This is a genomic window from Sulfurimonas sp. ST-27, assembly GCF_048081595.1.
GTDB lineage: Bacteria > Campylobacterota > Campylobacteria > Campylobacterales > Sulfurimonadaceae > Sulfurimonas > Sulfurimonas hydrogeniphila.
In genome coordinates this window covers 714,812-738,801 of sequence record NZ_CP182226.1, presented here as the reverse complement: position 1 = coordinate 738,801, position 23,990 = coordinate 714,812, and the positions used below count along the sequence as shown (strand labels likewise).

The following is a 23,990-nucleotide window of genomic DNA, read 5'->3' as shown; positions in this document are numbered from 1 at the left end:
ATATTTAAAGCCAACACCTATTGAATGACACTCTTTTTGATATACGCTTCAGTATCTTGGATGTAATTGGTATTGATAGAGTATTTTCGACTGTCTAACGCACCCATTATGTTGATAAAAGTAAAATACAACATGATAAAAATTAATATTTTTGTCATATACTTTTGTCCATATTCTTTAAGGTAAATCACAACAGGAAGAATGGCAAAAGGAAAAACAATGATAAGGTGCCAGTAGCTAAAAATAATCGGCGACAAAACAGAACTGACAAACACCCCGACAAGTGCACCAAACACATACAGAAGCAGCCATTCCTGTTTTGTTTCTATGGGTTGATGTCTTGTAAATAATTTTCCTTTGACAAGTGTGTAAAAATATCTGTTTGCTTTGTAAGATATGTAAATTGTAAAAGCACCTACTGAAAAAACAAGTGCTTTATACCCATACACAAAAATCATCTGCACAAAATGCGAAGCCCCCAGCCAGTCAAAATGTGCACTGGCAATGAGCTTGTTTGGAAAGAAAAAAGAACCATAGCGCAACCAGTAAAGAAATGACTTCAGGACAGGATAGACATGCACACCGCCCCAGCCTATATACCGTCCCGTATCATCAGCATGATGGATTATTGCACTGTTTTGCATCACGGTCAGCAAATAAGGCACCAAAGAGATACCAATAACAAGCGTTCCAAACAACACGCCGTACCAATTTACTTTTACCATGTTTCTATAAAGCAGATAGAGTGAAATAAGCGCAAGTATAATCCACGAATAATGAAACTGCAACGCCAACCCTATAGCTGTTACATGTAAAAAAGAATAAACAAAAGAACTTTTCTCACGCTGTTTGTAGGCAGTCCAAATATGCAGGGCAGAAAAGAAAAAAAGATATGACGGATTGTATAAAATATTTTCAAACAAAAACCAGGGATTGAGCCAGTACAGCACCAAAAAGATCAAACGAACATCTGTTTTGTATATATCTTTGAGCACACTGTCCAAGAGAAAATAAGAAGCAAGATGCAAAAATATCAAAAAAAGCATCGGAGACATCGGCGAGTCATAAAACATCACAGGCAGTGCTACCACATAAGAAATCATACTTCCCGGTACATTACCGACCGCACTTGCCGCATTGCCGTAGTTAATCCAGACATGATTATATGCCCCCATATAACCCTTGTAAAGCATTTGCGTCTGATCACCGGTGAGGATTTGGTGCTGTGCATAAAACCATGCCAAAAACAGACCCAAAACAAGTAAACTTATCTGAATAATTTTAAATCTTTTTTCTAAAAACAAATCAACTTCCTTTTTTAAATATTTGGAACCTAAACTTTAAACTTGAAAAGAGCACAAAGCCATTTAATCGGAATCGGTACTTTAGTACCGACTGAGAGTGGAAAGACTATTGCAACAGCCGGCACTGAAGTACCGGTTCCGAAAAAGCATTAATTTTCTTAACTTAATGGCATTGACAAAAAAATTATTTAAATGTCCAAAACTTATGAATAACAAATGTAATAAGCGGCATTATAGCAACTATCACCAGTGTGTGCAAATAGCTGTTTTGAATCGGAAAAATATCAGAAAGCAGATAAGAAAACAGAAAAGTTCCATACTGCACCAAAAAAAATTTCATGAACTTTTTTATATGAAAAGTGCTGTGAAATACATAGAGCGTCTGAAAAACATAAGAAAAGACAAACGCCGTAAAAAATGCAAAGGTATTGGCAACAAAAACAGAGGCCGCAAAAAAGTAAATAATTGCCCAGGCAGTCAAAAGATGCACAAGCGTTGCTATGACTCCAAAAAAGCCGTATTTTGCCAACTGAAGTATATGACTTTTAATATTCATCTTCTACTATATAAATCGGTCGGTTTTTTGATTCTACATAAATTCTGCCGATATATTCGCCGAGTATGCCTATGCCCATCAGCTGAATACCGCCTAAAAAGAGTACAACCGTAATCATAGAAGCATACCCGGGAGTATCTGCGCCAAACAAAAGCGTTTTTAAGATAATCCATGAACCGTAAATAAAAGAGATAAAAGCAAGCCCCAAACCTATATATAGCCACACACGAAGTGGTGCCGTTGAAAAACTCGTGATACCGTCAAGCGCGAAGTTCCACAACTTCCAGCCGTTAAAACTGCTGTCTCCGGCAATACGCGCATCTCTTTTGTATTCAACAACCGCCGTTTTAAACCCAAGCCAGGCAAAAAGCCCTTTCATAAAACGCTGACTCTCAGGCAGTTTTTTCAGTTCTTCAACCACCCGTCGTGACATTAATCTGTAATCACCGACATTATGAGGAATCTCAATATCTGAAATTTTATTATGAATTTTGTAAAAAAATTCGGCACTGATACGTTTGGCAACACTGTCTGTTGTACGATCGACACGCTTACCAACGACCACATCATAGCCTTCTTTGTATTTTTTGATAAAATCAAGTATCAACTCAGGTGGATCTTGTAAATCAACGTCTATAGGAACGACAACTTCCCCTTTGGATGCATCAATCCCGGCTGTAAGTGCCGCCTCTTTGCCAAAGTTTCTTGAGAGATTTATTACTCGTACATTGTCATACTCTTTGGATTTTTCTTTGAGCACAGACAAAGTACTGTCACGACTCCCGTCATTTACAAAGACTATTTCAAAATCTTCACCGGTGTACGCCAAAACAGAGAAAATTTTGTTCAGAAATACATCTATAACATCTTCTTCATTATAACAGGGAACGACTATGGATAAAAAAGGATTACTATTTTTCATACACTAATTATACCTTTTTTAATTTTATTTGTGTACACTTTTCAGATAAATAAAGAGGTGCTTACAAAATCATGAACATTGACAAAATAGTAAAACTCATACGATATACTGCAGGACTTCCAAAAAGTATTTATGTCAACCTGAGACTTTTGCCACTTTCACAGGCAGTTCTTCTGCCTATAATAGTTTCCCGTAAAACAAAACTGCGTTCTTTATCTGGAAAAGTGCAACTCTCCAAAGTAAAAACCGGCATTGTTCGCATAGGTTTTGGTGGAACAGATATGATGGATTATGCTTATGAACGCACTATTTTAAAAATTACAGGAAAGATTCATTTTCAGGGCAAAACAAAAATTGGCGTAGGTGCAAAAATAATGGTCAGCGGAAACCTTACTTTAGGAGACAGGTTTGATATCACCGGTGACGCCACCATAATCTGTGCAAAAGAGATTGAAATCGGGAACAACACTATGATAGCGTGGCAAAGTATCCTTATGGATACCGACCAGCATGCTATTTATAATGCGCAGCATACTGTTATCAATCAAGATAAAAAAATCACTATTGGCAATAATGTCTGGATAGGGGCGAGAAGTTTGATACTCAAAGGGTCTGTAATTCCGGATGGCTGTATTGTCGGTGCAAATACAACAATTACAAAATCTTTCACTACGAAAAAAAGTATTATTGCAGGCAATCCTGCTGAAATTTTAAAAGAAAATATAAGTTGGAATCATTAATGCATCCAGTTCGTGATACCTTTTTTCACAACAACAGCTGGATTGCCAACAGCGATAGAAAAAGCAGGAATATTTTTTGTCACAGTAGCATTGATGCCTAACACACTTCCGTCCCCTATATCTACTCCTTTTAAAACAGTAACGTTATCAGCAAGCCAGACGTGTTTGCCTATTGCAATGTCTTTCCCTTCATTGATAACAGCAGTGTCGACATAAATAAAATGCCCGTCTGAAGTCATAATTTTCACATTTCTAGACAACATACACTCATCCTGAATAATTAATTTTTTGCCCTCTTTTGCTGAGAGATAGCAACCGTGACCCACAATAGTATTTTTACCTATATGTATGGAACAGTTGTCTCCTAAAATTTCTATCTGTGTGTATCGTATCGTTACACCGTCTTCAATAGTCAGGCTGTTATTTTTTCCTTTTATGGAAATATCACAGTTGGTAATTTTTGCGTTTTTTGCAAGCGACAAAACAACGCTGCCTTTGATTCTTATTTTATTGCGGAGCTTTTGAAGGAGTGTAAATTTTTTCATCTTATTGCTCTGTAGAGTTTCTCAAGCTGTGCAGTATAATCAAACTTTTCTTTTACTTTTTTAAAAGCTGCTTGAGCAATTCCTTCTTTTACATGTAAATCATTATATAAAAATCGGATTTTCTCTCCCAAGTCATCTACACTTCCGTCAAACAGCAGTCCATCCACATCCTCATCTATAATTTCCAATGGCCCCCCTTTGCATGTAGCTATGACCGGAATTCTGTTTGCCATCGCTTCAATGACTACAAGTCCAAAGGTTTCGTTTTCTGTGGCAAGCACATTCACGTCAAAAAGTTGCATATGCTCATTCACATCTTTTGTAAAACCGGTAAAAATCACTTGTTGTTCTATGCCCAGCTTTTTTACATACGCCTGCAGTTCCTGTGCATAATTATCATCCATAAAAGCTCCCACAACAACTGCTTTTAGATTTGCATCTTTTAACCTTGCTACAGCTTCTAAAACTTTATACTGTCCTTTGCCTTTTTCTATTCTGCCGACAATTCCGACAACAAAAGCATCTTTAAGTTGATATTTTTGTCGCAATTGCGCCACTTTATCTGCATCTGTCTCCGGAGTTTTTACGCCAAGATAGACCATTTCAAGTTGTGGTCTTACTTCTGCAGGAATGAACTTTTCAAGCTGTTTTTTCACCTGCAGGGTTACCGCATGTATCATATCAATATTTTTATAAAGCCATTTATGGTAAAAATCATCTTTAAAACGGGTCATTCCCATATGTCGGCTCTGCACCAGCTTTGGTTTTTTTCTGCTCAGTACTTTAGCCAAAACAGCCGTTACGATATCTTTACTCCAGTGAAAATGTACTATATCAATGTCATTTTCATCTATATATTTAGCCAGTTGCAAAGCCGGTATAAATGGAAAAAATTTATTTCGTTTAAGATAAAATTTGTCATTGATATCAAGATAGTCATCAAGTTTGCTTTGCGGTGCTACAACCACTTTACATGTAGTCTTTTTAGAAAACTCTTCATAACAACTTGCCACAAACATCTCAAGCCCACCCAGTCCGTGTGCCAGACACAATTCCAAAATATTTTTATTTTTCATACAGTTTGTCTATGAGTTGTTTTGTAACGGCGAATACATCCGCAACTTCCGGTGAGGTATATTCAACATTAAAAACACAGTCATGCTTCTCTTCGCGTGGCCAATACCGAAACGGCGGTATATGAAAAAAGATGCCTACTGTCGGAATCTCCAATGCAATGCCCATATTTCGCACACCGGTGTCATTAGAAACAAGGCATCGACTGTTTGCCAAAAAGTGCATTACTTCTTCTATAGGCATAACTTCTTGAAGTTTTATGTTTTTTCTCTCTTTGAGCGGTTCGTAAATTTCATAAAATTTTTCATCTTTGCCGATACCTTGAAGAATAACATGATCATAATCCTGATAGTTTTGGGACATCTTTGCAATTAACTCCCGAAACTTATCTTCCTCCCAACACTTGCTTTTTGTCGAAGCACCGGCAAAATAAACAATTTGTTTGAGATCCTCTGTTTTCGGGTATAGTTTTTCCAATCCGTAATGAAGCGGAAACTCTGTTTTTGCCCCTAAAATATTGAGCATATGTTCCACAGAAACAGCCTCCACAACAAAATCACTTCTGAGTGTCGCTATATCAAAAAACATTCTTCTGATAGTTCTATACGGGTAACCTATTTTTAATTTTGCCTGAGACAAAAAAACCAGTAAAAGGCTCAAAGTACTGTCTGTCAAATCAAATATAATATCCTGAGGAGGCAGTTCTTTTGCCTCTTTGATCCGCGTAAGAAGTCCTGTTTTTGAACCGTCTTCTTTATATCTGCTCATTACATGTAATGCATCTGTCAGATCCTCTGGAATGCCGTACATATAATGTTTTACAACACTTAAAGTAATTTTTGCATTGGGGAAAAATTTACGAAGTTCTATCAAAAAAGGACGTATGTTCATAAAATCGCCGATAGCCGCATGACGGATAACTGTTATACTTTTTATATCTTGCGGTTTTTTGTCTTTTAAATATTCTCGTGCTTTTTGAGATGCAAACGCACTGCCTCTTCTAAAATTTAACTTCAAGCTAATGCCTTTTTTTGTATAATTATTTTTATTATACAAAATTATTTATGAGAGTTCTATGAAATACAAACTAAATCCGTCTTTTGAAAATGAGTTTAAAGATTTTTTGCTGCACATGCAAAAATATTTCAGGGATAACAAAAACTCTATTCACAAAGCCCGCAATGAACTAAAAATAATTTCTTACAAAGAGATACAGACTGTTGTCAAATCTTTTAAAATTCCAAACTTCTTTCGTCGCATTTTTTATACCTGTTTTCGGGATTCAAAAGCAAAAAAATCGTATGACAACTCCATAAAAGTAGGCAATTTTGCACCTGAACCTATCGGGTATATTGAGTTTTACAGACAGGGACTTCTGGCTGAGAGTTATTTTGTGGCAAAAAAATTTGATTATGATTTTACAATCCGAGAACCTTTACTCGATAAAAATTTTCCAAAAAGAGAAAAAATTCTAAAAGCCTTTGCCCGCTTCAGTCTGCAACTGCATAATGCCGGTATATTTCACAATGACTATTCTCCGGGAAATATTTTGATCAAACAAGAAGCTGAAAACTATATATTTAAAATAGTAGATGTTAACCGCATGGATTTTTGTTCCCTAAATGAAAATAAAAGAGCAAAAAGCTTTGCAAAACTCTGGGCAAGCAATGCAGATTTACAGATCATTGCGCAGGAATATATGCAACACCGCAAAGTCAAAGAAGATTTTGTACAAAAGGTTATAGAGTATTCTGTTCAAAACAAAAGACGAAAAAACTTCAAAAAACGACTCAAAGGAAAAGAAATTGATTGGTAATATCTCTGCTGTCGTATTAGCAAAAAACAACGAAGCAACTATACAAAAAACACTCCAATCTCTGCGCGAATTTGAAGATGTTGTGGTGTATGACAACGGTTCTACTGACAAAACAATGGAGATTGCAAAACAGTTTTCAAATGTAAACTTAGTCCAAGGCGAATTCAAAGGTTTTGGCTGGAGCAAGAATCAAGCGGCAGGTTTTGCCAAAAATGACTGGATTCTCATCATCGACAGCGATGAAGTCATCGATGATACTTTGAGAAAGACACTGCAAGAAAAAAAGCTTGATGCGCACACTGTCTATATTCTAAATTTTCGAGCTTTTTACAAAAATACAGAAGTCAAACACTGCGGCTGGAACAATCAAAAAATCAAACGCCTCTACAATAGAACCGTCACAAAATATAATGACAATGATGTCCATGAAGACATCATCACAGAGGGTTTGCATACAGAGATTTTAGACGGCAACGTACTGCATTACAGCTACCAGAGCATAGAGCAGTTTGTAAACAAAGCCAACACCTACTCCACTCTTTTTGCAAAAAACAATGCAGGCAAAAAAAGTTCTTCTCCGGCAAAAGCTTTCTTTAACGGAGCCTATTCTTTCATTAAAACCTATTTTTTCAAACAGGGATTTCGAGACGGCTATGTGGGACTTGTCATCGCCTGTTCGCATATGGTGACGAATTTTTATAAATATATCAAACTCTATGAACTCAATAAAGAACAAAAAAACAAAAAACCCGGTCGGCACTAAAGTACCGATTCCAAAATATTTCTCGGAACCGGTACTGCAGTGCCGGCTGTTAGAACTTTCTTGCCATTTTCAGCCCAGACTACAGAAAAAATTTAGTTTTTTTCTAAGTTATGCTTTAGCATTAAAAGTCTGAGTTCCAAAGTGTTTCTCAGAACCGGTACTTCAGTGCCGGCTGGTGTATGCCTGAATATTTTTATACGTTTAGCAAATCATGTTTCACTGCTTCAAACATCTCTGCACGCTTGGCTTTATCACTCGGCAACATATAATGTGTTTGCAGTTTTTCATCCCCAACGGCTTTCCATCTCTGCGCACTTGCAAACTTTGAGTCACCAAAAAATGTCATCGTCGGGGTTCCTGCTAAAGATGCCAAATGATAGGTACCTGTAGAAGTAGAGATAAAAAGTTTAAAACTGCTGATAAGTCTTGCAAAATTTACTATGCCGTCATTTGAGAGATAAAAAACAGCATCAGTATCTTGCAGACGCTTTTGCATCTCTTCTTCCAGGCTTTTTTCATCCGGACCAAAAGTTAGTACTACACTATACCTGTTTACATGTAAGGTTTCACGAATCAGTATTTCATACTCATCCAAATTCCAGTTGGCATCCGAAGAACCGCCAAAACCTACATGAAAAGCTATAACATCTTTTGTTATATTATACTTTTGGCAAAACTTTTCATACTCCTTTTGGGCATTATCAAACTGAAGCAGTGGTTTTGGATATTGCAGTTTAATATCCGGAAAAAGAGTTTGTGTCAGTGCAAGATTGTATTCAAACTCAGCCATTTTAACTTCACTGCGTCTCTGTTTTATTCGTTTGTTATAAAAGATCTGCGCTATTTTTGTTGCGGGAGCAATTCTTGTTGGTATGCCTGCTAAAAACTGTGCAAGTGCCACTCTTGTATTTGAAAAAAGCGTGACTGATGCATCAATATCTGAATGTTTGAGCTTTTTGGCAAGTGAAAAAACAGAGCTTTTTCCATCATCTACAATAACCTCATCTATAAAGTTACATGTAAGTGCCAAAGCTTTGTTCACAGGAGCGACAAGTGCTATGATTTTATTTTTAGGATTATGCTGTTTAAGGAGATACATTGCCGGCAACGCTGTTATAAAATCGCCTAGCTTGTCTGTACGCACGACCAATATTCTCATTCCGTATTATCCTAACAAAAGAATTCAAAACTAATTTTTATTTTTTTCGGAAACGATGCTTTAGCTTCGTCTTTTAGGCATATAAGCAAATCAGCCCAGGTTAAAATCCAGGTTCCAAAAAAACTACATAATTTTTATAATCTGTCTCAGTTTTTATGTATTTTATCCTAAAAAGGATATAATCCTACTTATGAAAAAACCTTTTACCTGGGATGATTATTCCGACCAACCGGCACCGCTGCAAGACAAGAGATACAAAAAGTTTATGCGTAAAAAAGAAAAATTTTCTTTGCTTTTCACATTTGTCTCTTCTTTGATTATTCTTCCCTTGAGTATTTTGATGATGCCCTTTGTCAAAAGAAAAGAGGTTAATACAGCAAACTTTTTTTCTTTAGGTGTCGACTGGCAGAGAAACACTCAAGAGACACAGGCAATGCTTGAAGAGTTGAAAGTAAAAAGCATTCTTGTCCGTTTTAAACTTTGGGAGATGGACCGACTCAATGAACTTGCAGCATTTATCAAGCAAAACAGCAATAAGCAGATTATACTTAAAATCCTGCAGGACCGTGAACATATAGAAGATTTACAACTCCTTAAAAATAATTTACATGTAATCTTTACAAGCTTGGGCACCTCTGTAACACGCTATGAAATCGGTTCAACACTCAACCGTGCAAAGTGGGGATTTTTCTCCGTACGCGAATATCTTGATTTTTATAAAGTTGCATATGATTTGAAAAAAAAGGAATTTCCCGACATTCGGCTCCTTGGCAGCGGTGTTATAGATTTTGAATTTTACTTTACTGTACACACTCTTTTTAACTTTTGCAAATGCAGATATGACGGCATTGCGGCACTTTTATATGTTGACAGACGTGGTGCTCCTGAAAATACACAGCTCGGATTTACCCTAAGCGATAAAATTGCCCTGCTGAGCACTCTGGTGTGGCTCTCTTTAAAAACAAAGCAGGAGTTACATGTAACCGAAGTGAACTGGCCTCTCTCAAATACGGCACCTTATGCACCGACAAGTGAGTATGAATGTGTCAGTGAAGCACTCTATGCTGATTATATGCTGCGCTACTATCTTTTGACTTTTGCTTCCCAGCAGGTCGATTCCGTCTCCTGGCATCAGCTCATAGCTCCCGGCTACGGTCTGGTTGACAACAGAGAAGGGATTAAAAAAAGAGAAGCTTTTTATACTTACCTGTACATGCTTCAAACACTTGAAAATGCGCAGTTTTTACGCATGGATATTAAACGAGGCTACTACACAATGCAGGTACTTGTCAATGACAAGATACTTCAAATCCACTGGTCACTCAAAGAAACAACCCTCCAAAATCAAGACTTTTTTGATGTTTACTCCAAAACCGGTGAAAAAATAGAAGATGAAACCTTGACTGTCGGCTCTTCTCCTTTGTATATTTTCATTACAAAAGAGGTAGGAAAACAGGTCAATGCAAGTGAGCGCATCTAATATGAAAATTTTAATCATTTTGCCAAACTGGCTGGGTGATGCCATCATGGCAACTCCGGCCATAGAACTTTTGGCTTTAAAATATCCCAATGCACAGTTTACTTTTGTCGGCAGTTATGTCAGCATAGAAGCACTCAAACACCACCCTTTATGTGAACGTGCCATTGTTGATGAGACAAAAAAAGCATCTTCGCGTCTTGTGGCAACCTACAGACTGGCAAAAGAGCTGGGAACTTTTCATCTGGCAGTCAGCTTTCGGGATCAAATCCACTCTACTCTGTTGCTGCGTTTTACAAGCACCGTCATCTGCTGTGCAAGGGCTTCGTGGCATTCAAGACTGCTTCTTTCACACACACCGAAGATCAGAACAAACCAACACTTGGTAGAGCAGTACACACAAATTGCCATGGTCAATGTAGATGATTTTACCCAGGAAATTCCACCGCTCAAACTTTATATAAAGGCAAAAAGTTTTGAAAAACCGACACTTGGTATCAATGCCGGTGCAACCTACGGCAGTGCAAAAAGATGGTACCCCGAACGTTTTGCCCAAGTTGCGGCTTATTTTAGCAAACAGTATGACATTATAATATTCGGCGGGCCCAATGAGGTCGAAATGGCACAAGAGATAGAAGATAATCTCAAAGCTTTACATGTAAACAACTATATAAATTTAGCCGGAAAAACAAATATAGAGGAGTTATGCGCAAATATCGGCGGATGTTCTCTTTTTATTACCAACGACAGTGGACCTATGCATGTAGCTGCCGCGTATCAAGTACCCACAGTAGCTATCTTTGGACCGACAAGATATAAAGAGACTTCGCAGTGGAAGAATGAAAAGAGTATCATCGTCCGGCATGAACTCGACTGTAGTCCGTGTATGAAGCGGGAATGCCCACTCAAGCATCACGACTGCATGAAAGGCATTACAGCTTCTGAAGTTATAGAAGCTGTAAAAAAGTCAGCAGTTTAAAATTCAAATTTAAACCCTATATATCCTGATGCATTGTATGTGAAATTTCCTCTTAGATCATCATAATCAGTTCTGATGTGCCGGTACCCAAGCACAACATGACCATGATCGATAACCTCGGCATCACATTCCACTCTGTATTCAAAATATTTATTTGCTTTGTCAAAGCTTAAAACTTTTGGCGCATAATAAACATCTGCGTGTAAAGCCATAGGGACGACTGTTGCCGAAGGTAAAGCATACTCAAATACAATTCCCAAAGGCAAAGCTCTGTAATCCTTTGTATAGTTCGCTTTAATACCCAAACCAACAGACAGGTCACTCTCACCCACCTCTTTTTTCATTAAAAAACTAACTTCATACAGTGCTTCATTGTTTACACGATTTGCATTATCAGCATCTAAAAATCGAACTCCCACAAACATCGTTTCCGGTTCAACATTCTCATTAAACTGTCCAACATCAAGATTTGCATTTAATTCTAAATCTTCATTGTTTATATTGATACTTGCACTGTTCATTGCAAATACAGCCACAGCCGAAACTGCCATTAAAGTGATTTTTTTTAACATGTTTTTCCTTGTATTTTTTCTATTGTTTTTGTTGTACTTTTACCATCGACAAAATCAACCAGTCGTAACTCACCAGCAAATTCCGTACCTATAACCTCTTTTCCTGCATAATCCCCTCCTTTTACAAGTACATCCGGCTCTATCATTTTAATCAGTTCATAGGGTGTATCTGCTTCAAAAGGCACGACAAAATCGACCGCTTCAAGTGCAGCCAGCAAATAGGCTCTGTCCTCCGCAGGATTTACAGGACGGCTCGGACCTTTGAGACGAGAAACCGAGGCATCAGAATTAAGCCCGACAATCAAAACATCCCCAAAACTTTTGGCAATTTGCAAATACTTTACATGCCCTACATGCAAGATATCAAAACAGCCATTTGTAAAGACTATTTTTTTACCGCTTTTTTTGTATCTTTGCACAATGGCATCGATCTCTTCAAAATTTTTAATATGCGCATCCGAGGTACTTTTATGCAAAGAAGCCTCATAATCTTCTATCTCATCAATGGTTACTGTAGCCGAGCCTATTTTGCCAACCACGACACCTGCTGCAAGATTTGCAAATGCTGCTGTCTCTTCAAGACTTTTGCCGACACTTAAAGCAAATGCAATAGAGGCTATCACCGTATCACCCGCACCTGTTACATCAAATACTTCTTTGGCAACGGTAGGAAAAATTTTTACTTCCTCTTCATATGTTGCTATTCCCTCTTCTGAAAGTGTTATCAAAGAAACATCCAAATCACACTCATTTTTCAGTTTCAAGAGTGCTTTTTTTAAAGATGCTTCATCATTTATATCAATACCTGTTGCCAAAACCGCTTCTTTTTTATTTGGTGTCAGCAGATAAGCTCCACGATATTTTGAAAAATCTTTTCCTTTTGGATCAACCAAGACTTTTACATTATGTTTTTTTGCAAGTTTGATGATGCCCTGTGAAAGTTCCTGTGTCAACACACCTTTGCCGTAGTCGGACAAAATCACTGCATCATAGGTATCAATACTTTTTGCAAGGGAATCTAAAATCTTTTGTACACTTCTTGGAAGTATGTCATTTTTACTCTCTTTGTCATATCTGAGAATTTGTTGGGAAACGGCAATAACACGACTCTTTTTTGATGTTTTTCTGTTCTTCTCTATAATTAAATTTTGCGTATTGACATTAATAGCATGCAACATTTTCACAAGTTCTTTACCATTGTCATCATCACCCATCACACTGCTGACACTGACATTTGCACCCAAAGCTTTTAGATTGTTAACCACATTTCCCGCACCGCCTAAAACTGTCGTTTCTTTATTGATATCCACAACCTGCACAGGTGCTTCAGGAGAGATTCGTTCACAACTCCCCCAAAGGTAGTGGTCAATCATCAAATCGCCCAGAACCAAAATGTTTGGTTTTGCCTCTTTAAATACCTGCATCTATTTTACTTCTGTCTCATATATACGTTTAATTTCCGGCACATAAGCTTTTATGCCCTCTTCCATCTCATAAGCCGGTGTATAGCCCAAAGCCTCTTTCGTTGTTGCTATATCTGCTTCTGTATGAAACTGGTACGAACCGATATACGGGTTTGGAATATATTCGCATTCCAAAGAGGTACCCAACTCTTTTTGCAAAATATCAACAATATCCTGAAAACTTCTCGCCTTTCCTGTTCCGACATTGTATATACCGCTTGTATTTGGCTGCATTGCTTTTATATTGGCCTGTATAATATCTTCTATATAGATAAAATCTCGAAGAATTTTATCGCTGCCTTCAAAAAGACGGGGATTTTTTTCTGCAAGTATCTGATGTCCAAACTGCAACACCATTGAAGCCGTTGTGTTTTTAAAATATTCACGCGCACCGTACACATTAAAATAACGAAGCCCTACTATATTGATATCGCACTCTTTCATATACTCGCGGCTTAAATGATCCATAGAGAGTTTTGAAAAACCGTACACATTGTTTGGTGCCTCTCGCCCAACTCGCTGCGGAGACTCAGCATTTCCGTATGTTGCGGCAGAAGATGCATATATCATACTGGCATTATGTGCCACAGCCAGGTCAAGCAGATCTTTATAGGCATTGACATTTGTTTTTATCATCAAATCCTGTTCCTGTGCCGTTGTATCAGAAATGGCCGCTTCATGGAAAATATAATCAAAGTCATAATTTACTTCCAAGTCAAGCAATAAATCTTTATCGTTAATATCACCGCTGATAATTTCACCGTTAAAGCCTATGAGATTTTTAAAATGTCCGAAACTTTTTAAATTTCCGTTACTCAGTGTCTCTGTGCTTCGAAAACTGTCAAGTACCACAATTTTGGCATCCGGATGGTTTTCTTGAAAATAAAATGCTAAATTTGAACCGATAAATCCCGCACCGCCTGTAATAAGTATTGTTTTGTCTTTTAAGTCATCTTCTATGTATCGCATCTTCCCATCCGTCTAAATAAATTTTAATAAAATGATACCTTTTAATTCATTAACAAGTATTTAAGACTTTACCCATTATAATATAAATTGAATTCGAAATTAAGGAAACAAAATGAAAAAAATCGTAATCGCTTCAATCGCTACATTAGCATTAGTTACAGCTGCATCTGCTGCAGTAAACGGGAAAGCTTGTGCTGCATGTCATGGTGCTAACTGGGAAAAGAAAGCAATGGGTAAATCTAAAGTTGTTGCTAACATGACTCACGCTGAAATTGCTGAGGCTCTTAAAGGGTATAAAGCTGGAACTTTCGGCGGACCAATGAAAGGTATCATGAAAGGGCAGGTTGCTCGTTATTCTGACGCTGATTTAGAAGCTTTTGCTCAAACAATCGGTAAATAGTATTTTTAGAGTTACCTTTTTAGGTAACTCATTCTTACCGTCATTCAGGTCTGTAATCTTTCTTTCGCAGACTTTCTTTCTTTTTATCTTTTAACTCTTTTACTCTTTGCTCTTTTTCATAAGCATCATTTAAATCATCTGTTCCGTCAAATTTTACCGCATTTAAAAAATGTTCCGAATCATCAAACTGCCCTTTCTTTATCGCCCATATCAAAGCCACAACAGCTATGCTTCCTAAAAAAATAGACACTCCAAGCATCATACCTATTACCCAACTGCTCATACTCTAATCCTTATACCCAAATTTGATTCTCATTGAATTTCCTACTACTATTAATGAACTGATACTCATAGAAATTGCGGCAATAAGAGGAATAATATATCCTGCCATTGCCAACGGAATTGTAATAGCGTTATAAATAAAAGAGAGTGCAAGATTCTCTTTTATCATTGTAAATGTTTTTTTAGAGATTTTAAAACTGTCATAAAGTGAACTGAATGTATCATTTAAAAGCACTACATCACTCACCTCTATGGCAATATCACTTCCGTTGCCCATTGCTATTGCAATATCTGAACCTGCCAAGGCTAAAATATCATTCACCCCGTCCCCGGCCATAACGGTTACTTTGGCATCTTCATGCAGGTTTTCTATAAATACGGCTTTGTCCTGAGGTGTCAGTTCATATTTGTACTGTTCAATTCCAACGAGTTGCGCTACTTTTTTGGCACTCTCTTCATGGTCTCCTGTGAGCATAATTATCTCTATACCCATTTTTCTAATTTTGGCTATAGCCTCTTTTGCATCCTCACGCGGTATGTCAAAAAGTTCATATTTAGCCAAAAGTTCTCCGCCGTACGCAAAATAAAATTCACTGTTTTGGCTTGAACTACAGACGTCAATCCCTATGGTTTGCATGAGTTTCGCATTCCCGCCTGCAAGCATCTTCCCATCATACATCGCGCTCAAACCCTGCGAAGGTATATTTTGAAAGCTTTCCAGTTCTAAGGGATCCAAATCCTCATCAAAAATATATTTTTCCACACCTTTGGCAACAGGGTGTTTTGAGTTAAGCAATAACGAATAAAGCATAGACTTGTGAAACGGCAGAAATATCTCCTCTTTGACAACCTCAGGTCGACCTTTTGTAATCGTTCCTGTTTTATCAAGTAATAAAACATCTGCCTTTGCCATTGTCTCAAGCTGAGCAGCTTCTTTAAAAAGTATCCCCCTTTTTGAAGCGATAGAGAGACCGACCAGTGTTGCGACAGGTGTCGCCAGAGCAAGGGCACAGGGACAGGCTATCACTATAACGGCAATACTGATCATAAAAGACTGCTCAAAATTGGATGAGTAAAGATACCATCCGATAAAAGTTATAAAAGAGAGTGCCAGTATCACTTCGGAAAAATATTCACTCAGCCTGTTTGCCAACTGCTGAATTTTTGGCTTGTTATTCATTGCATTTTCCAGCAAGGCTACAATATTACTCATTGTGGAGTGTGCAAAATCTCTCGTAACTTTATATTTGACATCGGCATCAATACTTACCGTTCCACTGATGATATTCTCTCCTGCAGTTTTAAAAACAGGCTCACTCTCACCGGTCAGGCTTGATTCATCAAAATTTCCGTTTCCTTCTTGTATCTCACCGTCAAGAGCAACACGTTCTCCTGAATTTACCAAAACAATTTCGCCTACAATGACATCATTGACATTTTTCGTACTAATCTTTTTATCCACAACAACTTTAACATCATTTGGCAGATGATGATTCATAATATCCAAAGTATCGGCAATACTTTTTTTACTTAAAACCTCTAAGAATTTTCCAACCAGTACAAAAGTAATAATCATCGTCACCGAATCAAAATAGGCTTCACCACTGCGCGTAACAGTAATATAAATAGAGTATATATAGGTTAGTATCGCCCCAGTAGCAACAAGTGTGTCCATATTTACTGTTTTTGTCTTCATCCCGTAATACATTCCGCGAATGAAAGGCCATCCACTGTAAAAAAATACAGGAGTTGCTAAAACCCACTCTCCGATATTGAGTATATGTTTGATATTTTCAGATATACCACTGAAATAACCGGCATACTGCGCAACCATAATCGTCATCATGTTCATCGTCGCAAAAACAGCAACAGCCATCCGTGTGTAATATTCCTTTCGCTCCTTATCTGCTTTTTGTTCCTGCAGTGAAGCATCATAAGGGTATGCATCATATCCGATGGCACGAATCATATCTATAATTTTGGAGAGTTTGACCGTATCATCATCCCAGACAATCTTTGCTTTGTTGTTTGTATAATTGATGTTCGTAGCAATAACACCTTGCATATTTGTCAAAGCTTTTTCGTTCAGCCAGACACATGCAGCACAGTGAATACCCTCAATAACCAAAGAAACTTCACAGAAGCCATCTTTATTGAGTGTAACAAAGCGTTCATAAAATGCCGGCGAATCAAAATTTAAAGAGTCTTCGTACTGCTGTGAAGGCGGTGCAAGTTTATTATTGCCCAGCTTATCATAAAAACCGTCCAATCCTTCATCTGAAAGTAAATGAAATACACCCTGACAGCCGTTACAGCAAAAGTAATGTTCATCCTCTTGTATCATTACATCTTTTGAAAATTCTAAATGACAGTGATCACAGGCTATTTTATCTGACAACTTCAAACTTCCCTATATTTCTGTTTTTTTGAATGTTTTTCCAAGGTTCGACTAAGCCGCTCATACATATATAAACACCATTTTTTTCTACCGCTTTTGCATATCCGATAGCCATACCAAGATTTAAGGATGCTTCAATATTGTCAATTTCAAACGGTTTCATAGCGCCCGTAATAATGATTTTTCTGTCATCAAATACTTCATCCAAAAACTCGGCACTGAGCTCCATAGTGTCGGTGCCATGCACTATCACAAAAGTATCTTCTGTTGATTCCCGTATAATATCAGCAAGCATACGTCTGTCATTACTGTCCATCTCCAGACTGTCTTTGTAAACGACTCCTGCAAGATTGTACACTTCCTGAGCACTGAATAAAATTCTTTCAATAGCTGCATTGTCATAAGGAACTTCAAGTTCTCCGCTTATTTCATTGTATCGTTTGTTAAATGTACCACCACTGTTGAGTATCAGCATTTTATTTCCATATTTCATCAAGTTTACTGACTGTTTTTGTTGCTTTGGAACTTCTGATCTGATTCATTTCATCAAATAAATATGTTTCTGAAATACCGGCATTTATGGCAGCCTCAATATCCCGTTCCTTATCACCAATCATTAAAGAATGTGTTAAATCCAAATTAAATTCTTTTTGTGCTTCCAAAATCATTCCCGGTTCAGGTTTTCTGCAACTACATTTTATATTAATATCCGGATGATGCGGGCAATGATAGACTTTTGCAATATCAATATTTCTCTTTTTAAACTCTTGTATCATCCAGTCTGTAAGCAACTCAAAATCTTCTTCTGTATAATATGCTCTCGCTATACCAGACTGATTTGTTACAATAATAATCAAATATCCTAAATTCTGATAATGTTTACACAAATCAAATATACCATCAATAAATTCAAAATCTTCTCTCTTATAGAGATACTCTATTTCAACATTGACAACACCGTCTCTATCTAAAAAAAGTGCTTTTTTCATCTCTTATCTGCCAACACCCTCACCAAATATCTCTTTCTCAATGATGTCGCAAAGAATATGTCCTATCAATATATGAGCTTCCTGAATTCTAGGTGTTGCATTTGAAGGAACAATAAGGGCAATATCAGCCATTTTTGCCATTTCACCACCATCACGACCCGTGAGAGCAACTGTCATAATCTTTTTTTTCTTTGCAGACTCAAATGCCTTAATAATATTAAGTGAATTACCAGAAGTTGAAATACCGATAAAAATATCACCTTCTTGTCCCATTCCTTCAAGTTGACGGGAAAAGACCTGATCATATCCGTAATCGTTGCCAATGGCAGTAAGATTTGATGTATCTGTAGTAAGCGCCAATGAAGGAATGGAAGGTCTGTCAAAACCGTACCTGCCCACAAGTTCCGCAGCAATATGCTGTGCATCCGCAGCACTGCCTCCGTTTCCTGCAAGAATTGTTTTTTTGTTTGTATGACGGTATATATTCACGCACTCATACGCCACCTTTTCTATCTTAGAAAGTAAATCATCATTTTCATAAATAGCCTGTTTTGTTTCATATGATTTTTTAATTTGATCTTTTATATATTTTTTCATATATCATCCTAAAATTATATATAAAATAATATCATAGAATTACTTAGTAAAAGGTAGATTTGGTAAAAAAGTCAGTTGTTTGATTAAAAAGATTGAAAGTTAGAAAGAAAAATCTGATCAACTAGGCAGCGACCTACATTCCCACAAGTGAAACCTGCAGTATTATCAGCGATGAGAGGCTTAGCTTCTGGGTTCGGAATGGGGCCAGGCGTTTCCCTCTCTCTATAGCCACCTAGACAAGATCAGATATAAAGACATCTGACTGATGTATTTATATCTGATCTTACAAGGACCAGTTGAGTGAGTTAATGATTGCTCATTAAGTTAGAATTGGTAAAATCAACAACAGCCGGCACTAAAGTACCGGTTCCAAATAACTACTAACATATCTCTTATTTAATAAATACACTAAATAAGGTAGTGAAGCAATTGTGTTCATTTAAGAACTTGGTAAAAAGACAAACGTACTATTAGTACTGGTCAGCTAAACACATTGCTGTGCGTACACATCCAGCCTATCAAGCTTGTAGTCTTCAAGCGTACTTCAGGGAACGTTCATCTTGGAGTTGGCTTCCCGCTTAGATGCTTTCAGCGGTTATCTCATCCGTGCGTAGCTACCCAGCTATGCCCTTGGCAGGACAACTGGTGCACCAGTGGCACGTCCAACCCGGTCCTCTCGTACTAGGGTCAGCTCTCCTCAACGTTCCTACGCCCACGGAAGATAGGGACCGAACTGTCTCACGACGTTCTGAACCCAGCTCGCGTACCGCTTTAAATGGCGAACAGCCATACCCTTGGGACCTGCTCCAGCCCCAGGATGCGATGAGCCGACATCGAGGTGCCAAACCTCCCCGTCGATGTGAGCTCTTGGGGGAGATCAGCCTGTTATCCCCGGCGTACCTTTTATCCTTTGAGCGATGGCCCTTCCACACAGAACCACCGGATCACTATGACCGTCTTTCGACTCTGCTCGACTTGTATGTCTCACAGTCAGTCCGGCTTATGCCATTATACTCTACGAAGGATTTCCAACCCTTCTGAGCCGAACTTTGTAAGCCTCCGTTACTTTTTAGGAGGCGACCGCCCCAGTCAAACTACCCACCAGACATTGTCCTCGCACGAGATAATCGTACGGAGTTAGCTATCAGAATATTCAAGGGTGGTATCTCAAGGATGCCTCATCATAAACTGGCGTCTATGAATCAACGGCTCCCACCTATCCTGCACATGAATATCCCAATAGCAGTGTCAAGCTATAGTAAAGGTGCACGGGGTCTTTCCGTCTTTCCGCGGGTAGGAGGAATTTTCACCTCCACTACAATTTCACTGGATCCCTTGTTGAGACAGCTCCCATCTCGTTACGCCATTCATGCAGGTCGGTATTTAACCGACAAGGAATTTCGCTACCTTAGGACCGTTATAGTTACGGCCGCCGTTTACTCGGGCTTCAATTCATGCCTTCGCTAATGCTAAGCAATCCTTTTAACCTTCGAGCACCGGGCAGGCGTCACACCCTATACATCCACTTACGTGTTAGCAGAGTGCTGTGTTTTTGGTAAACAGTCGGGAGGGACTCTTTGCTGCGACCTATCAATGCTTTGGAGAGTAAATCTCCTAACAAATAAGGCACACCTTATACCGAAGATACGGTGCTAGTTTGCAGAGTTCCTTAACAAGGGTTCATCCACGCGCCTTAGAATACTCATCTCACCCACCTGTGTCGGTTTACGGTACGGGCGACATATCATCTCGTTTAGAGGCTTTTCTCGGCACGACAGTATCGACGATTCAGAACGCTCTCCGAAGAGATTGTTCTGCCTGTCAGGTCTCGGTTTCATGTGAGGCGGATTTGCCTACCTCACAACCTACACCCTTCGAGCCACTATTCCATCAGTGACCTCGTCTAACTCTATGCGTCCCCCCATCACTCAAATGATGATATGTCGGTATTGGAATATTAACCAATTTGCCATCGTCTACCCCTTTCGGACTCGACTTAGGTCCCGACTAACCCTACGATGACGAGCATCGCGTAGGAAACCTTGGGTTTTCGGCGAAGAAGATTCTCACTTCTTTTCTCGCTACTCATGCCTGCATGCTCACTTCCATCCGCTCCAGTACTCCTTACCGGTATACCTTCAACGCTGAATGGAACGCTCTCCTACCACTTACAGTAAACTGTAAATCTAAAGCTTCGGTGTTTATCTTAGCCCCGTTATATTTTCGGCGCAGAATCGCTAGACCAGTGAGCTGTTACGCTTTCTTTAAAGGATGGCTGCTTCTAAGCCAACCTCCTGGTTGTCACAGCAACTCCACATCCTTTTCCACTTAGATAAAACTTTGGGACCTTAGCTGTTAGTCTGGGTTGTTCCCCTCTCGACATAGGATTTTATCACCCTACGCCTGACTCCCGAGGTTACACATATAGTATTCGGAGTTTGATAGGGTTTGGTACCGCGGTAAGCAGCCCTAGCCCTGTCAGTGCTCTACCCCTATACGCTAATGCTCGAGGCTATACCTAAATATATTTCGGAGAGAACCAGCTATCACTGAGTTTGATTGGCCTTTCACCCCTATCCACAAGTCATCCCAAGAATTTTCAACTTCTACGGGTTCGGTCCTCCACTGGCTCTTACACCAGCTTCAACCTGCTCATGGATAGATCACTCAGTTTCGGGTCTGCAGCATCTGACTATGTCGCCCTATTAAGACTCGCTTTCGCTACGGCTTCGCGTTCGCTTAACCTTGCCAGATACCACAACTCGCAGGCTCATTATGCAAAAGGCAGTCCGTCACACATTATAATAGTGCTCCGAATGATTGTAAGCCATAGGTTTCAGGTTCTATTTCACTCCGCTCACCGCGGTCCTTTTCACCTTTCCCTCACGGTACTTGTTCGCTATCGGTCTAGTAGTAGTATTTAGGGTTGGAGGGTGGTCCCCCCATATTCAGTCAAGATAACACGTGTCCCGACCTACTCGTTCCATACCTTAGTTCCACATAAATGTTTTCGCTTACGGGAGTATCACCCTCTATGCTCATCCTTTCCAGAATGTTCTGCTAACAAATATGCTAAATGTATGCGCCCTATTCCAATTTCGCTCGCCGCTACTCTCGGAATCTCGTTTGATTTCTCTTCCTTTGGGTACTGAGATGTTTCACTTCCCCAAGTTCGCCCCACCCGAAGGTGGTAACACGAATCGCTCCGTGCTGGGTCGCCCCATTCAGAAATTCCCGGATCAAAGCTTCTTGGCAGCTCCCCGAGACTTTTCGCAGCCTAGTACGTCTTTCATCGCCTCTACTAGCCAAGGCATCCACCTATGGCCCTTAATATCTTTTTATTCTATGTTGCGTTCACTACCTTATTTAATGTATGAATACATTAAACAAGATGAATGATCTGTTATTGTAGTTATTTAGTTTTTAATTATATCTCTATAATTAAAGTTGTTGACTTTAACAATTGTAATTTAATGATCGTTTGGTTTTTAAACCAAATATAAATTCTTATGACTTTAAGAACTTATATTTAATTTAGAAACTTGTTTCTTAGATGAGTTGTGCTTAAAAAAGAAGCGAAGCATACTTTAGTATGTGAGTTTCTTTTTTAAGTGCAAATCGCTAAGAAATGGTGGAGAATAGCGGGATCGAACCGCTGACCTCCTGCGTGCAAGGCAGGCGCTCTCCCAGCTGAGCTAATTCCCCATTTTATAATCGTAATTCAAATGAACACAGATCACTGAAAACTAAGCAAGTAAGTAACTTTTGAAACAACCAATAAACTATTTCTCGTGTGAGATTTTCTTGTGTTGAGCCACTCAATCGAATGAGTGCTCTTTACTCTAGAAAGGAGGTGATCCAACCGCAGGTTCTCCTACGGTTACCTTGTTACGACTTCACCCCAGTCGCTAATTCCACCGTAAGCGGTAGCCCCCCGAAGGTTGGCTTCCCGATTTCGGGTGAAATCAACTCCCATGGTGTGACGGGCGGTGAGTACAAGACCCGGGAACGTATTCACCGTAGCATTGCTGATCTACGATTACTAGTGATTCCAGCTTCATGGAGTCGAGTTGCAGACTCCAATCCGAACTGAGAGACGCTTTAAGTGATTAGCTCCACCTCGCGGTATCGCAACACTCTGTACGCCCCATTGTAGCACGTGTGTAGCCCTAGCCATAAGGGCCATGATGACTTGACGTCGTCCTCACCTTCCTCCTCCTTACGAAGGCAGTCTCCTTAGAGTGCTCAGCTTAACCTGCTAGCAACTAAGGACGAGGGTTGCGCTCGTTGCGGGACTTAACCCAACATCTCACGACACGAGCTGACGACAGCCGTGCAGCACCTGTTTTCAAGCTCCCCAAAGGGCACCACTCTATCTCTAAAGTGTTCTATCAATGTCAAGGCTAGGTAAGGTTCTTCGCGTATCTTCGAATTAAACCACATGCTCCACCACTTGTGCGGGTCCCCGTCTATTCCTTTGAGTTTTAATCTTGCGACCGTACTCCCCAGGCGGAACACTTAATCTGTTAAGTGCATCACCGAGATGACTAGCATCCCGACGACTAGTGTTCATCGTTTAGGGCGTGGACTACCAGGGTATCTAATCCTGTTTGCTCCCCACGCTTTCACGCCTTAGCGTCAGTTATGTTCCAGCAGATCGCCTTCGCTTTCGGTATTCCTAGTGATATCTACGGATTTTACCCCTACACCACTAATTCCATCTGCCCCTCCCATACTCTAGGGTGAGAGTTTCAAGTGCAGTTCTACAGTTAAGCTGTAGGCTTTCACACCTGACTTTCCACCCCGCCTACGCGTCCTTTACGCCCAGTGATTCCGAATAACGCTTGCACCCTCCGTATTACCGCGGCTGCTGGCACGGAGTTAGCCGGTGCTTATTCATATGCTACCGTCATTTTCTTGACATATAAAAGGAGTTTACACACCGAAATGCGTCATCCTCCACGCGGCGTTGCTGCATCAGGGTT

At 39.3% G+C, this 23,990-nt stretch carries 21 protein-coding genes, 1 tRNA gene, 2 rRNA genes and 2 other annotated features; of the genes, 6 read left to right on the top strand and 18 right to left on the bottom strand.

Annotated elements, in window-relative coordinates:
- Window positions 1-17: 17 nt before the first annotated feature.
- The 3 genes from ACM66U_RS03960 to ACM66U_RS03950 all read right to left on the bottom strand — a co-directional run bounded on the left by ACM66U_RS03960 (window position 18) and on the right by ACM66U_RS03950 (window position 2,782).
- Window positions 18-1,304 carry a 3-deoxy-D-manno-octulosonic acid transferase gene (locus ACM66U_RS03960; protein ID WP_418641186.1) on the bottom strand — a complete coding sequence of 429 codons (1,287 nt, stop codon included), beginning with the start codon at window positions 1,302-1,304 and terminating at the stop codon, window positions 18-20.
- Window positions 1,305-1,488: 184 nt separating this feature from the next.
- The gene (locus ACM66U_RS03955; protein WP_418641185.1) at window positions 1,489-1,860 is read right to left on the bottom strand and encodes a GtrA family protein; all 372 of its coding nucleotides are present in this window, start codon (window positions 1,858-1,860) and stop codon (window positions 1,489-1,491) included.
- Window positions 1,850-2,782: a glycosyltransferase family 2 protein gene (locus tag ACM66U_RS03950; RefSeq protein WP_151900756.1), complete on the bottom strand. Its 933-nt coding sequence runs from the start codon at window positions 2,780-2,782 to the stop codon at window positions 1,850-1,852. The genes ACM66U_RS03955 and ACM66U_RS03950 overlap by 11 nt, the downstream gene beginning before the upstream one ends.
- Window positions 2,783-2,853: 71 nt before the next feature.
- Here ACM66U_RS03950 and ACM66U_RS03945 point away from each other — a divergent pair, with 71 nt between their 5' ends.
- Window positions 2,854-3,522: an acyltransferase gene (locus ACM66U_RS03945; protein WP_346388504.1), complete on the top strand. Its 669-nt coding sequence runs from the start codon at window positions 2,854-2,856 to the stop codon at window positions 3,520-3,522.
- Here ACM66U_RS03945 and ACM66U_RS03940 read toward each other — a convergent pair.
- The 3 genes from ACM66U_RS03940 to ACM66U_RS03930 are packed head-to-tail and all read right to left on the bottom strand — an operon-like array spanning window position 3,519 to window position 6,158.
- The gene (locus tag ACM66U_RS03940; RefSeq protein WP_418641184.1) at window positions 3,519-4,067 is read right to left on the bottom strand and encodes an acyltransferase; all 549 of its coding nucleotides are present in this window, start codon (window positions 4,065-4,067) and stop codon (window positions 3,519-3,521) included. The genes ACM66U_RS03945 and ACM66U_RS03940 overlap by 4 nt on opposite strands.
- Window positions 4,064-5,143 (bottom strand): glycosyltransferase family 4 protein, encoded by a 1,080-nt coding sequence (locus tag ACM66U_RS03935; protein ID WP_346388502.1) that lies wholly within the window; start codon window positions 5,141-5,143, stop codon window positions 4,064-4,066. Before ACM66U_RS03935 ends, ACM66U_RS03940 begins: the two co-directional genes overlap by 4 nt.
- Window positions 5,133-6,158 (bottom strand): glycosyltransferase family 9 protein, encoded by a 1,026-nt coding sequence (locus tag ACM66U_RS03930; protein ID WP_151900760.1) that lies wholly within the window; start codon window positions 6,156-6,158, stop codon window positions 5,133-5,135. The genes ACM66U_RS03935 and ACM66U_RS03930 overlap by 11 nt, the downstream gene beginning before the upstream one ends.
- Window positions 6,159-6,216: 58 nt before the next feature.
- Here ACM66U_RS03930 and ACM66U_RS03925 point away from each other — a divergent pair, with 58 nt between their 5' ends.
- Window positions 6,217-6,957: a lipopolysaccharide kinase InaA family protein gene (locus ACM66U_RS03925; protein ID WP_151900761.1), complete on the top strand. Its 741-nt coding sequence runs from the start codon at window positions 6,217-6,219 to the stop codon at window positions 6,955-6,957.
- On the top strand, window positions 6,947-7,720 hold the full coding sequence (locus ACM66U_RS03920) for a glycosyltransferase family 2 protein (RefSeq protein WP_418641183.1): 774 nt from the start codon (window positions 6,947-6,949) through the stop codon (window positions 7,718-7,720). The genes ACM66U_RS03925 and ACM66U_RS03920 overlap by 11 nt, the downstream gene beginning before the upstream one ends.
- Before the next feature lie 193 nt (window positions 7,721-7,913).
- Here ACM66U_RS03920 and ACM66U_RS03915 read toward each other — a convergent pair whose 3' ends face one another.
- Window positions 7,914-8,879, bottom strand: coding sequence for a glycosyltransferase family 9 protein (locus tag ACM66U_RS03915; RefSeq protein WP_418641182.1), 966 nt, complete (start codon window positions 8,877-8,879; stop codon window positions 7,914-7,916).
- A 190-nt stretch (window positions 8,880-9,069) separates the two neighbouring features.
- Here ACM66U_RS03915 and ACM66U_RS03910 point away from each other — a divergent pair, with 190 nt between their 5' ends.
- Window positions 9,070-10,359, top strand: coding sequence for a glycosyl hydrolase (locus ACM66U_RS03910; RefSeq protein WP_418641181.1), 1,290 nt, complete (start codon window positions 9,070-9,072; stop codon window positions 10,357-10,359).
- Window positions 10,340-11,335, top strand: a complete 996-nt coding sequence (gene waaF / locus ACM66U_RS03905) for a lipopolysaccharide heptosyltransferase II (RefSeq protein WP_418641180.1) — start codon at window positions 10,340-10,342, stop codon at window positions 11,333-11,335. The genes ACM66U_RS03910 and waaF overlap by 20 nt, the downstream gene beginning before the upstream one ends.
- Here the strand turns inward: waaF and ACM66U_RS03900 are convergent.
- From ACM66U_RS03900 to rfaD, 3 genes are read right to left on the bottom strand one after another with little or no spacing between them, the layout of a single operon-like run.
- Window positions 11,332-11,907, bottom strand: coding sequence for a YfaZ family outer membrane protein (locus ACM66U_RS03900; protein ID WP_151900765.1), 576 nt, complete (start codon window positions 11,905-11,907; stop codon window positions 11,332-11,334). The genes waaF and ACM66U_RS03900 overlap by 4 nt on opposite strands.
- A complete protein-coding gene (rfaE1, locus tag ACM66U_RS03895) occupies window positions 11,901-13,331 on the bottom strand; it encodes a D-glycero-beta-D-manno-heptose-7-phosphate kinase (RefSeq protein WP_418641179.1) in 1,431 nt (476 codons plus the stop codon). Before rfaE1 ends, ACM66U_RS03900 begins: the two co-directional genes overlap by 7 nt.
- On the bottom strand, window positions 13,332-14,339 hold the full coding sequence (gene rfaD, locus ACM66U_RS03890; protein ID WP_418641178.1) for an ADP-glyceromanno-heptose 6-epimerase: 1,008 nt from the start codon (window positions 14,337-14,339) through the stop codon (window positions 13,332-13,334).
- A gap of 112 nt (window positions 14,340-14,451) precedes the next feature.
- Here rfaD and ACM66U_RS03885 point away from each other — a divergent pair, with 112 nt between their 5' ends.
- A complete protein-coding gene (locus ACM66U_RS03885; RefSeq protein ID WP_151900768.1) occupies window positions 14,452-14,739 on the top strand; it encodes a c-type cytochrome in 288 nt (95 codons plus the stop codon).
- Window positions 14,740-14,779: 40 nt separating this feature from the next.
- On the opposite strand, the gene ccoS is transcribed toward ACM66U_RS03885, so the two are convergent.
- The 8 genes from ccoS to ACM66U_RS03845 form a co-directional block, all read right to left on the bottom strand.
- Window positions 14,780-15,022, bottom strand: coding sequence for a cbb3-type cytochrome oxidase assembly protein CcoS (gene ccoS, locus ACM66U_RS03880; RefSeq protein WP_151900769.1), 243 nt, complete (start codon window positions 15,020-15,022; stop codon window positions 14,780-14,782).
- Window positions 15,023-15,025: 3 nt separating this feature from the next.
- Window positions 15,026-17,419, bottom strand: coding sequence for a heavy metal translocating P-type ATPase (locus ACM66U_RS03875; RefSeq protein ID WP_418641177.1), 2,394 nt, complete (start codon window positions 17,417-17,419; stop codon window positions 15,026-15,028).
- The gene (locus ACM66U_RS03870) at window positions 17,409-17,912 is read right to left on the bottom strand and encodes an asparaginase domain-containing protein (protein WP_230973246.1); all 504 of its coding nucleotides are present in this window, start codon (window positions 17,910-17,912) and stop codon (window positions 17,409-17,411) included. The genes ACM66U_RS03875 and ACM66U_RS03870 overlap by 11 nt, the downstream gene beginning before the upstream one ends.
- On the bottom strand, window positions 17,896-18,408 hold the full coding sequence (gene gmhB, locus ACM66U_RS03865; protein WP_418641176.1) for a D-glycero-beta-D-manno-heptose 1,7-bisphosphate 7-phosphatase: 513 nt from the start codon (window positions 18,406-18,408) through the stop codon (window positions 17,896-17,898). The genes ACM66U_RS03870 and gmhB overlap by 17 nt, the downstream gene beginning before the upstream one ends.
- A 3-nt stretch (window positions 18,409-18,411) precedes the next feature.
- Complete coding sequence (locus tag ACM66U_RS03860) at window positions 18,412-19,005, bottom strand: D-sedoheptulose 7-phosphate isomerase (protein ID WP_346388491.1); 594 nt, start codon at window positions 19,003-19,005, stop codon at window positions 18,412-18,414.
- Between the two features lie 120 nt (window positions 19,006-19,125).
- A 5S ribosomal RNA gene (gene rrf / locus ACM66U_RS03855) occupies window positions 19,126-19,241 on the bottom strand.
- 213 nt (window positions 19,242-19,454) lie between these two features.
- A 23S ribosomal RNA gene (locus tag ACM66U_RS03850) occupies window positions 19,455-22,346 on the bottom strand.
- A gap of 288 nt (window positions 22,347-22,634) precedes the next feature.
- Window positions 22,635-22,710: transfer RNA gene (locus ACM66U_RS03845), tRNA-Ala, on the bottom strand.
- A 154-nt stretch (window positions 22,711-22,864) separates the two neighbouring features.
- Window positions 22,865-23,840: a sequence feature (most likely nonfunctional fraction of RNA operon), on the bottom strand.
- 11 nt (window positions 23,841-23,851) lie between these two features.
- Window positions 23,852-23,968 (bottom strand) — a sequence feature (16S ribosomal RNA rRNA prediction is too short).
- Window positions 23,969-23,990: the final 22 nt, after the last annotated feature.

Excerpts from the sequence above, each read along its gene's own strand:
- rfaD (WP_418641178.1), bottom strand. The coding sequence starts at position 14,339 with ATGCGATACATAGAAGATGACTTAAAAGACAAAACAATACTTATTACA.
- ACM66U_RS03940 (WP_418641184.1), bottom strand. The coding sequence starts at position 4,067 with ATGAAAAAATTTACACTCCTTCAAAAGCTCCGCAATAAAATAAGAATC.
- ACM66U_RS03870 (WP_230973246.1), bottom strand. The coding sequence starts at position 17,912 with ATGAAATATGGAAATAAAATGCTGATACTCAACAGTGGTGGTACATTT.
- ACM66U_RS03910 (WP_418641181.1), top strand. The coding sequence starts at position 9,070 with ATGAAAAAACCTTTTACCTGGGATGATTATTCCGACCAACCGGCACCG.
- ACM66U_RS03860 (WP_346388491.1), bottom strand. The coding sequence starts at position 19,005 with ATGAAAAAATATATAAAAGATCAAATTAAAAAATCATATGAAACAAAA.
- waaF (WP_418641180.1), top strand. The coding sequence starts at position 10,340 with ATGCAAGTGAGCGCATCTAATATGAAAATTTTAATCATTTTGCCAAAC.
- ACM66U_RS03950 (WP_151900756.1), bottom strand. The coding sequence starts at position 2,782 with ATGAAAAATAGTAATCCTTTTTTATCCATAGTCGTTCCCTGTTATAAT.
- ACM66U_RS03885 (WP_151900768.1), top strand. The coding sequence starts at position 14,452 with ATGAAAAAAATCGTAATCGCTTCAATCGCTACATTAGCATTAGTTACA.
- ACM66U_RS03955 (WP_418641185.1), bottom strand. The coding sequence starts at position 1,860 with ATGAATATTAAAAGTCATATACTTCAGTTGGCAAAATACGGCTTTTTT.
- gmhB (WP_418641176.1), bottom strand. The coding sequence starts at position 18,408 with ATGAAAAAAGCACTTTTTTTAGATAGAGACGGTGTTGTCAATGTTGAA.
- ACM66U_RS03945 (WP_346388504.1), top strand. The coding sequence starts at position 2,854 with ATGAACATTGACAAAATAGTAAAACTCATACGATATACTGCAGGACTT.
- rfaE1 (WP_418641179.1), bottom strand. The coding sequence starts at position 13,331 with ATGCAGGTATTTAAAGAGGCAAAACCAAACATTTTGGTTCTGGGCGAT.
- ACM66U_RS03925 (WP_151900761.1), top strand. The coding sequence starts at position 6,217 with ATGAAATACAAACTAAATCCGTCTTTTGAAAATGAGTTTAAAGATTTT.
- ACM66U_RS03935 (WP_346388502.1), bottom strand. The coding sequence starts at position 5,143 with ATGAAAAATAAAAATATTTTGGAATTGTGTCTGGCACACGGACTGGGT.
- ACM66U_RS03900 (WP_151900765.1), bottom strand. The coding sequence starts at position 11,907 with ATGTTAAAAAAAATCACTTTAATGGCAGTTTCGGCTGTGGCTGTATTT.
- ccoS (WP_151900769.1), bottom strand. The coding sequence starts at position 15,022 with ATGAGCAGTTGGGTAATAGGTATGATGCTTGGAGTGTCTATTTTTTTA.
- ACM66U_RS03915 (WP_418641182.1), bottom strand. The coding sequence starts at position 8,879 with ATGAGAATATTGGTCGTGCGTACAGACAAGCTAGGCGATTTTATAACA.